At 35.6% G+C, this 17,880-nt stretch carries 12 protein-coding genes, 1 tRNA gene and 1 pseudogene; 7 read left to right on the top strand and 7 right to left on the bottom strand.

Features of this window, described 5'->3' with window-relative positions:
• Window positions 1-4: 4 nt before the first annotated feature.
• On the top strand, window positions 5-2,197 hold the full coding sequence (locus ACFZP3_RS05140) for a hypothetical protein (RefSeq protein WP_386086983.1): 2,193 nt from the start codon (window positions 5-7) through the stop codon (window positions 2,195-2,197).
• A 680-nt stretch (window positions 2,198-2,877) separates the two neighbouring features.
• On the opposite strand, the gene ACFZP3_RS05145 is transcribed toward ACFZP3_RS05140, so the two are convergent.
• From ACFZP3_RS05145 to ACFZP3_RS05170, 6 genes are all read right to left on the bottom strand, one after another.
• Window positions 2,878-4,173 (bottom strand): cbb3-type cytochrome c oxidase subunit I, encoded by a 1,296-nt coding sequence (locus tag ACFZP3_RS05145; protein WP_309166004.1) that lies wholly within the window; start codon window positions 4,171-4,173, stop codon window positions 2,878-2,880.
• A 185-nt stretch (window positions 4,174-4,358) separates the two neighbouring features.
• Window positions 4,359-6,809 carry an endopeptidase La gene (gene lon, locus ACFZP3_RS05150; protein WP_386086984.1) on the bottom strand — a complete coding sequence of 817 codons (2,451 nt, stop codon included), beginning with the start codon at window positions 6,807-6,809 and terminating at the stop codon, window positions 4,359-4,361.
• A gap of 15 nt (window positions 6,810-6,824) precedes the next feature.
• Window positions 6,825-8,102: an ATP-dependent Clp protease ATP-binding subunit ClpX gene (clpX, locus tag ACFZP3_RS05155; protein ID WP_253309481.1), complete on the bottom strand. Its 1,278-nt coding sequence runs from the start codon at window positions 8,100-8,102 to the stop codon at window positions 6,825-6,827.
• Complete coding sequence (clpP, locus tag ACFZP3_RS05160; RefSeq protein ID WP_253309482.1) at window positions 8,102-8,728, bottom strand: ATP-dependent Clp endopeptidase proteolytic subunit ClpP; 627 nt, start codon at window positions 8,726-8,728, stop codon at window positions 8,102-8,104. Before clpP ends, clpX begins: the two co-directional genes overlap by 1 nt.
• A gap of 11 nt (window positions 8,729-8,739) precedes the next feature.
• The gene (gene tig, locus ACFZP3_RS05165; protein WP_264688507.1) at window positions 8,740-10,074 is read right to left on the bottom strand and encodes a trigger factor; all 1,335 of its coding nucleotides are present in this window, start codon (window positions 10,072-10,074) and stop codon (window positions 8,740-8,742) included.
• Window positions 10,075-10,232: 158 nt separating this feature from the next.
• Window positions 10,233-10,314, bottom strand: a tRNA-Leu gene (locus ACFZP3_RS05170).
• Between the two features lie 140 nt (window positions 10,315-10,454).
• On the opposite strand from ACFZP3_RS05170, the gene ACFZP3_RS05175 reads away from it, so the two are divergent.
• From ACFZP3_RS05175 to ACFZP3_RS05200, 6 genes and pseudogenes are all read left to right on the top strand, one after another.
• Window positions 10,455-11,045: a BON domain-containing protein gene (locus tag ACFZP3_RS05175; protein ID WP_264731345.1), complete on the top strand. Its 591-nt coding sequence runs from the start codon at window positions 10,455-10,457 to the stop codon at window positions 11,043-11,045.
• Between the two features lie 60 nt (window positions 11,046-11,105).
• Window positions 11,106-12,035, top strand: a complete 930-nt coding sequence (gshB, locus tag ACFZP3_RS05180) for a glutathione synthase (RefSeq protein ID WP_264688409.1) — start codon at window positions 11,106-11,108, stop codon at window positions 12,033-12,035.
• A 104-nt stretch (window positions 12,036-12,139) separates the two neighbouring features.
• Window positions 12,140-13,370 (top strand): annotated as a pseudogene (locus ACFZP3_RS05185) (IS256-like element ISWpi15 family transposase).
• A 256-nt stretch (window positions 13,371-13,626) separates the two neighbouring features.
• A complete protein-coding gene (proS, locus tag ACFZP3_RS05190) occupies window positions 13,627-14,895 on the top strand; it encodes a proline--tRNA ligase (RefSeq protein ID WP_264688213.1) in 1,269 nt (422 codons plus the stop codon).
• Window positions 14,892-15,263, top strand: coding sequence for a holo-[acyl-carrier-protein] synthase (locus ACFZP3_RS05195; protein ID WP_386086985.1), 372 nt, complete (start codon window positions 14,892-14,894; stop codon window positions 15,261-15,263). The genes proS and ACFZP3_RS05195 overlap by 4 nt, the downstream gene beginning before the upstream one ends.
• Window positions 15,264-15,712: 449 nt before the next feature.
• Window positions 15,713-17,209 (top strand): proton-conducting transporter membrane subunit, encoded by a 1,497-nt coding sequence (locus tag ACFZP3_RS05200; protein ID WP_386086986.1) that lies wholly within the window; start codon window positions 15,713-15,715, stop codon window positions 17,207-17,209.
• Here ACFZP3_RS05200 and ACFZP3_RS05205 read toward each other — a convergent pair.
• Window positions 17,206-17,877, bottom strand: coding sequence for a VirB8/TrbF family protein (locus tag ACFZP3_RS05205; RefSeq protein ID WP_253309488.1), 672 nt, complete (start codon window positions 17,875-17,877; stop codon window positions 17,206-17,208). The genes ACFZP3_RS05200 and ACFZP3_RS05205 overlap by 4 nt on opposite strands.
• Window positions 17,878-17,880 lie beyond the last annotated feature (3 nt).

Raw genomic sequence — 17,880 nt, forward strand, 5'->3', positions numbered from 1 at the left:
AATTATGCCACAGGAAAACGAAAATGTATTTATAGCTGAGAATCAAAGTCTAAATGTAGATGAACAGAAGAAAAATGATATTCTAAGTGTCATTGAATCTTGCAACGATCTTCAGGATTTTATTAAAAGACTGGAGGAAGAAAATTTAATCTGGTACTTTATTGGTCCTTTACGCAAAGATGAGGACATTACAGGACAGATAAATTTAAAGTGGGAAAAGGAGTTCCAAAAATTTGAGCAATCAATAAACACAATGCATAAAGAACTTAAGTCGTCTCTGCCTGGTCAAAATTTCTTAGCGTATTCAACAAAAGATAACGACTTCAAAATTAGATTTGAAAATGAAGAAAAACCAATAGAAATTAGCAATATTTTAAGAGCCAGCAGAGAAGGTAAGGTTTATAACATATCTTTAGAGAAAGATAGTCAAATAACTGCGACCAAAAAAGGCAGCGAAAGGCACTATGATTTTACTGGTTCAAGCTCATGTGAAATGACCATTAACTGGCAGGCTAAAGATTCTGAAGGTAACAGCATAGACTGTAGCATGATCGTAAAATTGGATTCTAGTGGTATACAAAGTGTCATTGGTGAGCCAAAGTTTGGTGATTTAAAGTTCACACCAGAGGAAATAAAAGATAAAATATTAAAATTAGTTGAGCAGAATAAAGAAGTTTTTATCAATGGAAAAACTCTGCATCAAGCTTTTACTGACATGTCCAGGAGTGTAGACGATCAGCAAGTACCAGCAGAGGAAATATTTACAAAAGATCCACATATATCACCACAGTCACCTACACCAAGCAGCAGTGGGTATTCCTCTCCTAGCACACCTTCTTCACGTAGAAGTTCTTTCTCTAGTGTTAGTGAATTTAGTGATGAAGATGAAATACTTGAGGATGATATGTCTAGTGATGAAGAAGAGCATGAACAAGAAGGAGCAAAAGGTGAAGTAGACGAAATTGAGGAATTAGAGAAAGAAAAAGAAACATTTGCTAAATATTTTGCAGCGCAGGCAAAGCAGCTTGAGGATCTAAGATTAGAACGTGACTTCTTGAGAGATGAAGTTAATGAACAACGGCAAGTTATATCTGAAAAAAATCAAAGAATAAAGGAACAAGGTACTTTAATTGAGTCGCTTATGAGTAAAGAGCAATTAAAGAATCAAGAGTTAGTTAAGGAATTAAATCAACTGTACAAAGAAAAAGAAGATTTAGAAATGGCAATTCAGCAATCTGGTATAGGTAAAAAGTCTCTTGCAGATGAGATAGAAGAAGTGGAGAAAAATGAGAAAATAGAGAGTTTGAGAAAAGAAATTAAGCAGAAGGATGAAAAGATACAGCAGATAGTAAGAGAGAGCCAGAAATTAGAAGGAAAGCTTCAAGATTTAAGGGCAAAGTATTCGGAAGTAAAAAACGAAGATAGTGAGTATATTGAAAATTTAACCCGTAAACTAAAACAAGCTGAGATTGAATTTATCGATAATAAAGATAAGCTGACTGAGCAAATAGAAAAATTGGCAGAAGAAAAGGAAAATTTATTTAGACAATTAAGAGCAAAAAGTACAGATTCAACATCGTTCAGAAAGCAACAATCAGAAATAGATAAGCTTAAACAACAGCTTAAGGAAAAGGAAGGGATGTTAACGTGTACACAGGAAGAGCTGGCATCTGTCAAAGAGAGTCTAGAGCAACTGCAGAACATATTACAGCAGGAAAAAGGTCAGGCAACTCAAACTGAAGTTGAATATGAAAGTAGAGGAACAAGCATGCAGCAGCAAGACCAAGGTACACAAGCTGTAAACAACAACTCAAGCAGAATAGCTAGTGGGTTAAGACAAGAAAACAAAAAATTGACTAGAGACAAACTAACTATATCTGAACAATTAAAACAAAAAATAAGAGAGATTGACGAGTTAAAGAAAAATTTAAAGCAATTACAAGAAGAAAATAAACAACTAAAACAAGAAGTTACTAAAAATGCAGGAGTTGATACACCATCTTCAACAGGTCAAAAAGAAGCTAAAGAAGCAGAAGTTATACCGCAAAACATTATGGATTGGCCTGTTCCAATTCCAGACGATAAACCGGAAGAGCAGAAAACTCCATTAGAGCCAATCAAGGTAAATACAGAATTATCAGATCCAAAATCAATCCCCGCTGAGGATCCAGAAAAATCTCCTCCTCTTTCAAAATGATGAGTTTTGCTTCTATTGTTAACTATAGCTAAGACGTCATACCGCCACGGCGCTAACGAGTAGCGGAATGACGAGGTTATCGTCATTCCGCCGCGAACCGTCACACTGCCGCGGTATCTCACATAGATCCCGCTAACAAGCAGCGGGATGACAGCAATCCTACGTCATACCGCGATTCATTCGCGGTATCTCATCCGCTAACACGTAGCAGGATGACGATTGTCAAGGTGTCATCCGAGTAGCTTGACTACTTGGATCCAGAAAACTTAACTTTAAATAAGTGGCTGCATAATAAAGACTAGATTCCAGCTTCACGCGCTGGAATGACACCATTTTCGGTCTCTTAAATTGCTTTAGCTACAAACATTAAGAAATTTACCAAGCGGAAAAAAAGGCAAAAGAAGCCCCGTGGTGCGAGTTTTGACTCTATATTACTGTAAGTGGCGCTGTAATAATGTGCTAACGCTTAAAATAAGCGCGATTTGGCTGAATGTAGAAAAAATTTAAAAGACATGCAGCCGCTATAATTTTATGTAATCCGCCAATAAATACCTGAGTTTTTTACTGAATTTTGTCATTGAGCCTGCAGGTCAAAAACAAGTTTTGAGTCATAAATACCCTTATTGTCATAATAAGGGGGCTGGCGGAGTTTGTCAAGTAAGTTTTTTCGTTTCTATGGGTTAGTTGGTACGCGCTTTGCGTTTTAACAGATGTAAAAGCACAATTATTACGAACAACATTCCACCAATAACTGATATAGCTCCACCCGCAATAAAACAAGCACGTGCCAACATTGATGAAATACTTGGCAGATCTGCAACTTTTCTTAAGGCACCATATCCACCAAGCCATACAAGTCCAGTAATATGGAGAAAATGCCCCACACTGTAAGCATAAATCTGTAATCTTACCATGGAACTTTTTACCTCTTTAAAGTTTAATTTAGGTAACAGCCAATAAATGAAATTCATAAAAGCTATAGTGATCCCAACTACAGAACCATGATAATGAGCGGGAATGGTGACATTTCCTTCAATAGTCAGCACTCCAAGCACATCTCCATAAATGAACAATAAAAATGAATGTAATAAATAGTTGCTTTTATCATTAGTAAAAGTCCTGATGTTGCAGCACACTAATATTATCAAAAAGCACGGCAAAACTGCTCCAGCAATTCTCATATGCCAAGTAAAAAACTGTATTAACTTGGCGCTATCAATTGGATAAACAAAATATATAAACGATGCACCCATAGCCAAAATTGTGTTTATAAATAGTGGTAAAATAGTAATTTTATTGCTTGAAGCTAAACTAGCATCGCTTAACATTATTAAATAGACTAAAAACATTCCTTGAGTAAAAGCAAACTGCAATAAATGTCCGCCTCCCCAAAAGAGATATTCGTAAAACAAATTCTTATCTGAGTGATATAGACCTGGAGGCATATTTTGATATGCTAAAACAAAGCAAAGAAATGACGAAACAAGTGTAATAACCAGCCCAACTTGCCCCACAGAGAGAAATGAAACCTCTTTTTTTGATGTGTATGCTAGCATTGCATTTACTAATATACTGGTGGTAAACAAACCAAGACCAAATAAGAATAATTTGTTTTGTAACACGGGAATATAGTTACTTTTGATAACTTCAGTGTTTGGAACGAATGCAGATACAAACATCAGCAGCATCGAAAGGGTTGATAGAACCCATGAAAAGTTAAACCAACTATTGGTATTTTGTAGGTTTATGATAAAGAGCAGAGATATTATAGAGCACATCCACACCAAAATTGACAAATTCACGTGTATCACCAGCGCATTATCAAAGATATATTGTGCAGAAGGAACGAGAGAGGAGATAAAAGGCAATCGTAAAAAAATAACAATTATTGACAGTAACCCAGAGCAAGCAAGAGCACATACTGCTAAGAATATCCACTGTTTGCAAAGTGTAGCGTTATTTTGTATGTTGAGCACGGTCATTTTCTCTTTTTATTTTTGATTGATAAAGTATTATAATATAAAGCGCTATAAATTTTTCAAATTAATTGGCATTTATGAATAATATCACAGCAAAGCAGGTCATATCCTTATGGAATGCGCAAGTTGGTGGGTTTTTGCCGGACAAAAGAGAAATGGAGATTGTATAATATCTTCTTAATCTAATGCTTCAATGTTTCCGACATAGGAAAAGTATCATCTTTATTTTCTATAGAGGAAGGCACACTATTTTGATTATCACTATCAATTGGAGTAGTAGGGTGCATTAAAGCAACTTTCATAACTTTATCAATATTCTTAGCAAAAACTACGTTGATCCCCTCTTTGATGCTTGCCGGAATCTCTTGCATATCTTTCTCATTTTCACTTGGTATAATCACAGTTTTGATTGATCCTCTGAGCGCTGCAAGCAATTTTTCTCTTAAGCCCCCAATAGCTAAAACTCTACCACGCAATGTCACTTCGCCTGTCATAGCAACATTTTTGTTAACTGGTATATTCGTCATAAGAGAAACAATAGACGTACATACCGCGCCGCCAGCAGAAGGGCCATCTTTTGGTACCGCACCCTCAGGTACATGTAAATGTATATCATTATTTTGGAATTTTTCGGGCTTTATACCAAAAAACAAACAATTTGATCGAATATAACTATACGCAGCTTTTATAGATTCTTGCATAACCTCTCCAAGCTTTCCTGTGTATTTTATTTCTCCCTTGCCCGGAATTAGGACTGATTCTATCATCAAAATATCACCACCTGTTTCAGTATAGGCAAGCCCAGTTACTACTCCCACTAAACTCTCATTTTCTGCAATACCAAAGGTATATTTACGTACCCCTAAATAATCTTGTAAATTGTCAACCCCTACGGATATTTTCTTATTTTTATCAGTCAATATTTCTTTAACTGCCTTTCTCATGAGCTTTGCAAGCTCCCTTTCCATACTCCGCACACCACTTTCACGTGTATATAAACGTATCAACTTGTATAACGCCTCATTAGTTATGTCCCATTCCTTCTGATACAAACCATGCTCCTTCTTTAACTTCGGAATAAGGTGGTGTGTAGCAATACTGATTTTTTCATCTTCAGTATACCCGGACAATTGTATAATTTCCATCCTATCACGCAAAGGATGTGGCAAATTTAAGCTGTTTGCCGTAGCTACAAACATTACACTTGAAAGATCAAACTCAACTTCCAAGTAATGATCCGTAAAGTGTTTATTGTGCTCAGTATCTAAAACCTCAAGTAATGCAGATGCAGGATCGCCACGCGAATCAGAACCCATCTTATCTATTTCATCAAGCAGAAAAAGCGGGTTGCATGAATTAGCTTTTTTCATATGTTGAATAATTTTACCAGGCATTGAGCCAATATAAGTTTTCCTATGCCCTCGTATCTCGGACTCATCACGCACACCACCAAGAGCTATGCGAACAAAATCTCTTCCTACTGCTCCTGCCATAGACTTAGCTAAAGAAGTTTTACCAACACCTGGCGGTCCAACCAAGCAAAGTATAGGACCTTTTATCTCTTTTACTCTTTTTAATACTGCTAAAAATTCTATTATCCTATCTTTTACTTTCTCTATGCCATAATGATTTTCATCTAAGATTTTCTTAGCTGCATTTAAGTTAATTTTTGCATCTTTGTACTTTCCCCACGGCAAATCAAGTAACCAATGCAAGTAACTAGATATAACTGTAGCTTCAGGAGAAATGGGATTCATTTTCTTGTATCTCTTCAAATCAGTTATAGCTTTCTCTCTTGCTTCCTGAGAAAGCTTTGTTTCATTTATCTTTTTTTCAAATTCATTGAGTATATTCCCTTCATCACCATTCTCAAATTCGTCTAATTCTTTCTGTATAGCTTTCAATTGCTCGTTAAGGTAGTAAACTTTCTGAGCGCTTTCAACTTGCGATTTAATTGTCTTATATAAACGGTTTTGTGCGTTCAAAATACTTATTTCTCCCTCAATAAAAGCAAAAGCTTTTTTTAAACGCTCTTTTGGGTCATAAGCCTCAAGTATGCTTTGTTTATCCGATACTTTTATATTTAAATGTGAAGCTACCGTGTCTACAAGTTGATCAACTTCTTTGATTTGATCAATGGGGTTAATGGCAACTTCAGGCTGATTTTTCTTGTTTAGCTTACACCAGCTATCGAACGCGTCTATAACAGATCGCCTTAAAGCTTCTAAATCAATATTGTCTTCATCTTCTTTATAATGATTGTCTAACTCTACCCTGGCTTGTAATAAAGTATGAGAGCTAATATATTCTACAACTCTTCCCCTTCTTATCCCCCGGATTATAACTTTTACTGCATTGTCAGGCAATTTTATTAATGGTTGTATAATGTTTGCTAACACACCTACTTCATAAAGATCTTCAGGCTCTGGATTATCAACAGAGCCACATTTCTGTGCTACAAGAAAAATCTCATTTTGGTAACTACTACTACTTGTTGCATATTCTAGTGCATTAACAGATTTTTCTCTGCCTATGAATAAAGGCACCATTATATTTGGAAAAATTACTACATCTCTTAAAGGTAATACTGGCAATGCAGTAAAACTAGAGCTCACAGCACGTTCAATGTTCATAATATATGCCTCAAATTAATCATTAACCGTTATAACATTGCCATTATTATTATGATTAACCGTTGCTTTTCCTAATTCTACCATTTTCTTAGTGATTACTATAGTGCTACCTTCAAAATCTCCGTTTCCAGCTGTATACATAACGTCAAGCAAAAGTGACTCCAAGATAGCACGTAACATTCTTGCACCTGTTTTATAGCTTATAGCCTTTTTAGCAATAGCTGATATTGCTTCATCTGAAAACTCAAGGTTTACTTTGCTAAACGCAAGCAATGCTTTGTACTGTTTTATTAGTGCATTCCTTGGCTCTGTCAACACATGTATTAAATCTTCATGATCCAACTCATCTAAAACAGCAGTTATTGGAACCCGCCCTACAAATTCGGGTATTAAACCGAATTTGATTAAATCTTCAGGTTGAACATCATGTAAAGCATTCTTTTTCTTTTGCTCTTTAGACTGACTTATATCTGCTCCAAAGCCAACTGACGTTCCCTTTTTTCTCGCTTCAATAATCTTATCGAGGCCTTCAAAAGCTCCTCCACAAATAAATAGTATGTTACTAGTATCCACTTGTATAAACTCTTGTTGTGGGTGTTTTCGCCCTCCTTGTGGCGGAACATAAGCAACTGTACCCTCCATAATCTTAAGCAGAGCTTGCTGGACCCCTTCACCTGAAACGTCACGGGTTATTGAAGTGCTTTCAGATTTTCTTGTAATCTTGTCTATTTCATCTATAAACACTATACCACGCTGTGCTTTTGCAACGTCATAATTTGCAGCTTGTAATAAACGCGACAACACGCTTTCTACATCATCACCCACATAACCTGCCTCAGTTAAAGTTGTCGCATCAGCCATGGCAAATGGCACATCTGAAACTTTAGCAAGTGTTTTGGCTAGCAAAGTCTTACCAGAACCAGTGGGACCAATAAGCATTATATTTGACTTCTCGATTTCAATATCACTTATAGCATGAAATTGTACCATGGATTGACAATGGTTATACATAGCTACAGATAAAACGTGTTGCGCGTGTTCTTGACCTACAACATGCTTGCTGAGAAAATTTTTTATATCCTCAGGTTTCTTTAGTAATAGCTTCATATCAGATATACGATCTGAATTAAAAGATCTATCTTTCTTTTGACTTATTGCTTTATGGGATAATTCTATGCACTCATTACAAATAAACACCTTTAAACCATCCGAGGAGTTAGTAATCAATTTATCTACTTCATCTTGCGCCTTGTTGCAAAAAGAACAGTAGTGTAAATCATTATTGTTATCCATTAACCCACCTTTTGTTTAACTTTAATATTTTCAATTTCAATATCTGTACGCTCAGCTATCACCCTGTCAATTAAGCCAATTTTCCTTGCTTCTTCAGGATCCATGAATTTATCTCTTTCCATCATTCCTTCAATTTTCTTCAGTGAATTTCCAGTATGTTTTTCATAAATTTGATTTAGTTTTTTCTTAACTCGCAAAATTTCATTAGCATGTATTTCTATATCAGTTGCTTGACCATGATAACCACCAGATGGCTGATGTATCATAATTCTTGAATGAGGTAGAGAGTAGCGCTTACCTTTTGTACCAGATGCAAGCAATAAGGAACCCATAGACGCAGCTTGACCTATACATAAAGTTGAAACGTCTGGGTTTATATACTGCATTGTATCGTAGATCGACAAACCAGCAGTTACAATACCACCTGGTGAGTTGATGTACATACAAATGTCTTTATCGGGATTTTCCGATTCTAAAAATAAAAGCTGTGCTACTATTACACTGGCCATGTTGTCCTCAATAGGACCTGTTACGAAAATTATTCTTTCTTTCACTAGTCTTGAATATATGTCATAAGCGCGCTCACCGCGACTAGTTTGTTCAACTACAATTGGTATAAGAGTCATACCTTTTCCTATTAAATATTACCAAACAATTCCTTTAATTCTTTCACAGAAATAATCTGCTCTTCTTTACTAACTTTTTCTATTATATAATCTGTCACTTTATACTCAAGCGCTTGCCCTCTAACTAATTCTTGAAATTGTTTATTTGATTCAAAATGCTTAAGTACTCTGTCAAACGGTACATCCTTACTGACATATTGATTTACAATAACATTCAAAACATCATTTTGAGTTAATGATATTTTATTTTCTGCACTAAATTTCATAAATAACATAGCAAGCTTTACACGTTTTTCAGCTTCTTTACAAGAATCATTTTGAGCACCCAGTTCTCCTTCCATTCTTTGTTGCTCCTGTTTTACTATGTCTGTGGGTAAATCAAAACTATAATTAGCATCCAAATAATCAAATAGCTCCTTTTTAATTAAGAGATTTCTCATTTCGGTGCACTGATCACCAATCATTTTTTTTGCATGACTTATTAGCAAAGAATAATCTTTAAAACCAATACTCCTAGCTATTTCATCATCATTTTCAAAATCTTTGGCAATTTGAATCTCATTAACTCGCACAGAAAAATCAGCTTCCTGTCCTGCAAGTGAAATGGCTTGGTAATTTTCAGGAAATTGCAACTTAAAGTCCTTTGTTTCTCCCTTTTTCATACCAGTTAATTGATCTTCAAAACCATTAATAAATGTGCCAGACCCTAAATTAACGGCAAAATTTTTGCTACTTCCACCCTGAAAGAGCTTATTCCTAATCCGCCCTTCAAAATCAATTATCAATTTATCCCCATCTTTCGCTTGATAAGAAGCATCATCAACAGAGGCGAAATTGGGGAACTTTGTTTTAATAGAATCAATAAATTCTTTTATATCTTCCTCTTCAATCTTTGCTTCAATTTTCTTTAAGTTTATTTTGTCAAGATCTATCATCGGTACTTCAGGCATCGACTCAAAAGATAGCTTGTATACAAAATTGCCCTCCTCATTTTCTTTGCCCAGATCTGGTAATGATATAACATCAACCTTAGGATAAATGTGAGACTTGACTTCAATTTTTTTCATCAAATCACTTGAGCAATAATCAATTGTATTATTTATCACATATTCCAAAGCTTCGTTTTTATAATTTGCAACAACAAGGTCATAGGGCATCTTTCCAGCCCTAAACCCAGGTGATTTTGCATTTTCTGCTATCTCTTGCAACCTGGAATTTACCTTTTGTTTTATATAATCACTACCAACTGTGATTTCATACTCATACTTTAGTTTATCTATACTAAGCTCTTTGTAGGTATATACGCTACTTACTTCGACTGTATTTTGAGGTATATTATTAGACATCATAATTCATTTATTAACATTTTAATTCATATCTTAATAGAGTCATTTTACCAGAATTTAAGTTAAACACAATCCTTAAGAACAGGTTTTTATACAAACAAAAGTGTATTCAGTGATTATAAATTTTCCCTTAAAACCTAAGTTACATGACTTTAAAGTGCGGATAGAGGGACTTGAACCCCCACAAGCAAGCTCACCAGGACCTAAACCTGGCACGTCTACCAATTCCGCCATATCCGCAAGAAATTTTCAGTACCCTATTATAGGTATTCCATTAAAAATATTCAAGGTTTAAAGTCTTACTTAATTTATAGTATTTACACAATCAAAAAAGCTTATTAACATTTCTTAATGAAAGCTCTAAATCCTGAAAATCAATAATGAGATTAATAACAAGCTTCTTACTTGCAATTTTTTTGATTACACAAAGTGGTTGCACAACCCTTATAATAGGTGGTGTGGTGGCTACAGCGACAGCAATAACAATGCAGGACAAATCCTTGGGAAATATCATTGATGATACGACTATGGTCATCAGAATTAATAAGGGGCTCTTAAAACATGGGCTATTTTCATCCATAAAAGTTAAAGTAAGTGAAGGAAGAGTATTGCTCATTGGAAGTGTTGACACTCCTGAAAAACAACTTACAGCAGAAAAAATAGCTTGGCAGCAAAAAGAAATTAAAGAAGTGATAAATGAAATAAGAGTAATACCAATTCAAATGGCTTCCATGCTAGACACTACTGTAGATGGCATGATAACAGCGGAAATAAGAACAAGACTTCTGGGGAAAAGAAATATTAAATCAATTAATTATAGCGTTAATACGGTTGATAGAGTTGTTTATTTGATGGGTATAGCCCAAAATAAAGCGGAATTAAAAGCTGTAATATCAATTGCAAGAAAAGTAAAGGGAGTAAAACAAGTTGTAAGTTATGTACGATATAAGTACAGTAAATTACGCCATTAGGCAAAAATCGCCTTCAAATTATAACATTTGTACAGTTGTGACAATAGGTAGAGAACATAAATGAAAGTTGCCTTTCAGATGGATGAAAATATAAATTTTGAAACTGACACTACATTCGTGCTAATAAAGGAAGCACAAAGGAGGAAGCACGAAGTTTTTGTCTATGCTCCTAACAATTTAGCACTAAAGCTAAACCATCCAATTGCTCTTGCTCAGAAAGTCAGCGTTGATGATTTTAGTTTTATCTCTAAAGAGGATGTAGCAATCAACTTGAATGAAATGGACATCATATTTATCAGACAGGATCCACCCTTTGATATGCGCTACATTACAACAACCTATATCTTAGAAAAAACCAGCGCATTGGTAATTAACAATCCAACAGAAATAAGAAATTGTCCTGAAAAATTGATAACTTCATTATTTCCAGAGCTAATTCCGCCGACTTTGATCACTGAAAATATATCGATGATTAGAGATTTCTACCACAACTATCAAGATATTATTCTGAAGCCGTTGTATAGTTATGGAGGAAACGATGTAATAAGAATACGAGATGAAAACAGCATTCAAGTGGTAGTGGATCTCATGATAGCAAAATATGAATGTCCTGTAATTGCGCAATCATTTTGTAAAAACATAGATAAAGATAAAAGAATATTGCTACTTTATGGTCAACCAATTGGAGTAATGAAACGAGTTCCAAAAATCAGTGGAGAGATCAGAACAAACATGCGACTTGGAGCAAGTTTTGAGCCCGCTCAAATGAACGATAGAGACAATGAAATATGTAACAAAATTGGTCCTGAATTAAAGAAAAGGGGGCTAATATTTGTTGGTATTGATATTATAGATGACTTCCTGCTCGAAATTAACACAACTTCACCCACGGGAGTGGTTTATATCAATAAATTATATAATATATCGCTAGAAAAAGACCTTTGGGATGTGTTTGAAGAAAAAGCAAGCAGCCATCAACTAAACCTGTGAACAATTACCTTAACAAACTCAGTAGTCCCATTGGGAGTGTTAAATAAACTGTGTCAAACCGAAAAAAAAGTAATAAATTGATATAAAAAAATGGAGGTTTGACAATGAGTCAGAAAGTAGTAAACAGAACTACCGGTTTGGTAGATTATAAAGAATTAGAAACAAATATCCTGTCGTCTATACGAGAAGGAAGACCGTTGACAGGAAGAGATGGAGCATTAACACCGTTTATAAAAAAGTTGCTGGAGGTAAGCCTGGAAGGTGAAATAGAAAACCACTTGTCGGCTGAAAGCGAAGAGAATAATCGAAGAAATGGGAGGAATGCAAAGACTTTACGTACAAGCGCAGGGTCATTTGAGCTTTTGACGCCAAGAGATAGGGAAGGAAGTTTCGAACCACAAATAGTCAAAAAAAGGCAAACAAACTTACATCCAGAGCTTGAAACGAAGATTTTGAGCACATTTGCCAGTGGTATGGGCTATAGAGATATAGTGTCACATGTTGAGGAAATTTATGATCACAAAATATCGGTGGCAGAGATATCAAGTATTACTGACAAATTGCTACCAGTAATCAACGAATGGCGTAGTCGCCCGCTGCAGTCTGTATATCCGATAGTTTTCATGGTTTTTTAAAGTCAAAGAGGACGGGCATTGCGTAAGTAAATGCATGTATAACATATTAGGCATAGATCAAAATGGCAAAAAAGAAGTATTAGGTTTTTATTTGGCTGAAAGTGAAGGAGCTAACTTCTGGTTGGGAGTGCTAAATGACCTCAAAGAAAGAGGAGTAGAAGATATCCTTATTGCCTGCGTTGATGGGCTGAAAAGCTTTCCTGCAGCTATAAACAGTGTCTTTCCTAATGCGGAAGTGCAGATGTGTATAGTGCATCAGATACGCAACTCACTGAAGTATGTGGCCAGTAAAGATGCGAAGAGTTTTTTGAGCGATTTAAAGAAGGTATATCAAGCTTCAAGCAAGGAAATTGCCGAGAATTATCTGTTGGAATTGGATGAAAAATGGGGCACAAAGTACCCTATGGTTATAAAATCTTGGCAGAATAATTGGGAAAACTTGTCTGGTTATTTTAAGTATTCTGGTCCAGTTAGGAGGATAATCTACACCACCAATCCCATAGAGGGGCTACATAGGCAAATTAGGAAATTCACTAAGACCAAAGGCTCATTTACCAGCATAAATGCCTTGTATAAGCAGGTATATTGTGCTATAAAGAAGGCAGAGGAAAAGTGGACGATGCCTGTACATGATTGGGCATTAACTATCTCTCAACTTGGTGTTTTCTTTCCTGGCAGATTGAAAATTGAGTTGAACTAAAAATGCGGTTTGACACAGTTTATTTAACACTCCCGTCTAAGGTGTCTGGGCACTGGGATGACATCATAGGGGCGCTGGGATGACACCCTGACAATCGTCATCCCGCTACTTGTTAGCGGGATGAAAATGTTGTACCAAGACCACGGTAGCTATAAAATTATCAAGGGAAGTACCACACACTTCCCTTCTTTTTTAAAATAAGTTTACCTACAGGTCTGATTGTATTAAGATTACTTAATACAATCAGGTCTATTATATGCGTTTATCCAAATATTACCTACCAACTCTAAAGGAAAAGCCTACCCATGCTAAAATTATCTCCCATCAATATTCTTTACGTGCAGGTTTAATAAAGCAGATAGCATCTGGCATCTATACGTGGTTGCCGCTTGGTCTGCGCGTGCTTAAGAATATTGAAGATATTATCAGAGATGAAATGGATAAATCTGGTGCAATTGAAGCATTAATGCCTTGTGTGCAACCAGCAAATCTTTGGCGAGAATCGGGACGTTACGATGATTACGGTAAGGAAATGCTACGTATAAGGGATAGGCATGAGGAAGATATGCTTTTCGGTCCAACGCATGAGGAGGTAGCAACTGATCTAATTAGAGATGTGGTAAAAAGTTACAAAGATTTGCCACTTTGTTTGTATCATATCCAGTGGAAATTCCGTGATGAGGTAAGACCACGTTATGGTGTTATGAGGGGTAGGGAATTTCTGATGAAGGATGCATACAGTTTTGATGTAGATTACGAAGGTGCACTGAATTCATATAATTTGATGTACAAAACTTACATAAAAATCTTCAAACGCATGGGACTTACTCCAATTGGAGTGAGAGCGGACACTGGGCCAATTGGAGGAAATTTGAGCCACGAGTTTCATATATTGGCAAACACTGGTGAGAGCACTTTATATTATGACAATAAATTTTCTGAACTACTGGAAAGTGAAGATGTTGAAAGTTTGAAGAATATATATGCAGTTGCAGATGATATGCACGACCCTAAAACTTGCCTTGTGCCGCAAGAGCAGTTAAATGTTAGTAAAGGTATTGAAATAGGGCATATTTTTTATTTTGGCGACAAATACTCAAAGCCTATGAAGGCAAGTGTTACTTCTCAAGATGGAAAAAATGTCAACATGCATATGGGTTCGTATGGCATTGGGGTTTCAAGGCTTGTCGGTGCAATAATAGAAGCTTTTCATGATGATAAGGGAATTATCTGGCCAGAAGCGGTAGCTCCTTTCAGAATTGGTTTAATCAATTTACAAACGAAAGTAACGGAGGCTGCAGATAAAATATACAAAGCTTTGAAAAGTGATGAAGTGCTTTACGATGATACGGAAAGAAGTATAGGAGTAAAATTTTCTAGAATGGATCTGATAGGCTTGCCGTGGCAAATAATTGTTGGAAAAAAGGCAATAGATGAAAATATAGTTGAAGTAAAAAATAGAGCAACTGGAGAGGTAAAAGAAATGCAGATTGAGGAAGCAATAAATCGCTTTAGCACAAAATGATATGCGGTATCGGCACTGACATAGTATATATACCAAGAGTATTGAGAATATTACAAAAATACGGGGAAAAATTTCTCAATAGAATCTACACTGAAAAAGAAATAGAGCTAAGTAGAAAGTATAATAGTCAAGAAATGCGAGCAAGGTATTTTGCCAAACGCTTTGCAGCAAAAGAAGCTTTTGTTAAAGCACGAGGTACTGGATTTAGCCAGGGCATTATAATGAAAGATATAGAAATATACAGCGATGTAAGAGGAAAACCATATATTGCTGTCAGAAAGGATTTCATCTCAAAGGACTACAAGATTCATCTTTCTCTGAGTGAAGATGGAGATTACGCTACTGCATTTGTTATAATTTGCGTCTAGCAGATATTGTTTCAATTTATGCAGTTGACTTTATGCTATCTATATAGCTAAACTGACTTAGGTTTACCGACAATTTGAAAAACCGTCATTCCGCTACTAGTTAGCGCCGCGGCGGTATGACGGTTCGCGGTGGCATGACGATAAGCTTGTCATACCGCTACGTGTTAGCGGATGAGATGCCGCGAATGAATCACGGTATGACGTAACGACAAGTTCGTCATACCGCTACGTGTTAGCGGGATCTATGCTAAGAGATACCGTGAATAAATCACGGTATGACGGTTCGCAGCGGTATGATGATAACCTCATATCCCGCTACGTGTTAGCGGGATCTAGAGATACCGCGGCGGTATAGCTATAGCATACACAAACAACTAGTTTGCCAAAAAAACATGGCGGTTTTTCTATGATTTGAGTATAATTCTAGCTTTACCTAAACAGAAAATTTAATGGACTATATCTTAATGTATCTTTCCTTACCATTTTCAATTACTGAGAATTACTTATTAATTACTGCGTTGATTCCGCTTTTAAGTGCTTTTGTTATCTTTTTTACTGGTAAATGGCCCGGAGTGAACAATAGTATTACTGTCATTTCTTCTGTACTTCTGTTTACGTATACGTGTCTTTGCACTTTATATTGGGTATATGGTGATCATTCTCAATTTATTCTCATGGATTTTGGTAATAATTTGCACATTAGTTTAAAGCTAGAGTCTACCGGAGTAATATTCAGTTTATTAATATCGTTTTTATGGATACTAACCAGTATATATGCAATATGTTATATGCAGAATAACTATGCTGATGGCAATCACTCAAGTTTTCTATGCTTTTTTTCAATATCGATTAGCTGTGCAATGTTTATTGCTTTTTCTGGAGATTTGCTCACTACATTTGTTTTTTATGAGCTTCTAACTATTAGTACATACCCTCTGGTTACTTACAACTCAACAAATGAATCAATGATTGCAGGGCGCTATTACTTTGGCGTGCTATTTTTCTCTTCTTTAGTATTATTTTTTCCTGCAATAGGCCTTTTATATAATGAATTTCATACTTTAGACTTTGTAAGTGGTGGAATATTCAAATTTGATACTTCACTCATCACTTTCATTGCAGTGTGTTTTGCTATGCTGATTTATGGAATAGGAAAAGCTGCATTAATGCCAATGCATTTTTGGTTACCAAAAGCAATGGTTGCACCAACTCCTGTGAGTGCACTATTACATGCTGTTGCTGTTGTGAAATCCGGAGTTTTCATCATCATAAAAGTTATATTATACACTTTCGGCGTCGATAACATACAACGTTTTGTGCAGCAAAATTGGTTTGCTGGAGGGTGGCTTCCGTACGCTGCTGGATTTACTATTATTACTGCATCATTGATTGCATTAAAGCAAAAAGAATTAAAGAAATTGCTTGCTTACTCTACCATCTCTCAATTGTCGTATATTATATTATTTGCTTCAATTTTTAGTGAGCTCAGCATGAGGGTTGCAATTTTTCAATTAGTTTGCCACGCATTTGCAAAAATCACTTTGTTTTTCATTGCCGGAGCAATAATAACGAAAACAGGTGAGAAATATATAGATAAGATTCACGGTATAGGACGCAGTATGCCAATTAACATGACAGCATTTGCTATAGGTGCATTGTCTATGATAGGGGTGCCGCCTGCTCCGACTTTTTGGGGTAAATTTCTCATTTTTCAAGCTGTTTTCAACTCTGGCAATGTAATACTTTCTGTGTTTGTAACTCTAGTGTTAATTGTTAGTACTATACTTAACGCTCTGTACTTTTTACCGATAATTTACAATGCCTTTTTCTTAAAACCTTCTCAGAATTACTTTATTAAAAAAACGCCAATTCTTCTAGTTTTACCTCCAGTTATTACTGCTACATGCACTTTAGTTATTTTTTTTAGCTACCAAATAATATTTTAAAATCTGTATTTATAACCATTAACAATAAATTTAAATGGTATTATACCAGCCAGAGTTGCTTTTATACTCGACAAAGTGAAGCTAATCTCCACAGTATGATCTTTCACCTCCTTATTTTGCTCGGTTGTAAAAACTACAGTAGCATTTCCAGCAAATGTAACTAAGTCCTTGGTCGATCGATCAATAGATAATGTTATTACATTTATGTTGGCAGTTTTTCTTTTGGATGAAGGTGAACTAACAGCTTCATTGTTCGTTTTTTCCTGAAAGCCTTGATAGATTTTATGTATAGAATTGTTTCTTATAAAATTTTCTTGGTACTTCGGTTCAACGATCTTAATGGACTCGTATATTTCAATGTATTTACTTATTAAGTACCTCGCTGTGGAAGTGTATTCATCTTCCTTTTTACTGAAACTAAGCTTATGCATTGCAGAGAACTCATCTTCTGTGTGGTTCATGTACTTCACAAAATTTAAATCTTTTTTAACAGGAAATAACAGGTATATGTTTAATATTAATAAACATAAGCATACTAGGAGAAGCGATACTATTAATGCCATCCAAGATCTTTCTGCTACACAAAACAGATACCTATGGCAGTACCATTCGACTGCTTTACTGAAATAACTTTTGTTTTTTACTGATTCAAGCAATTTATCTTCCATAAC

Source organism: Wolbachia endosymbiont (group A) of Norellia spinipes, from assembly GCF_964273535.1.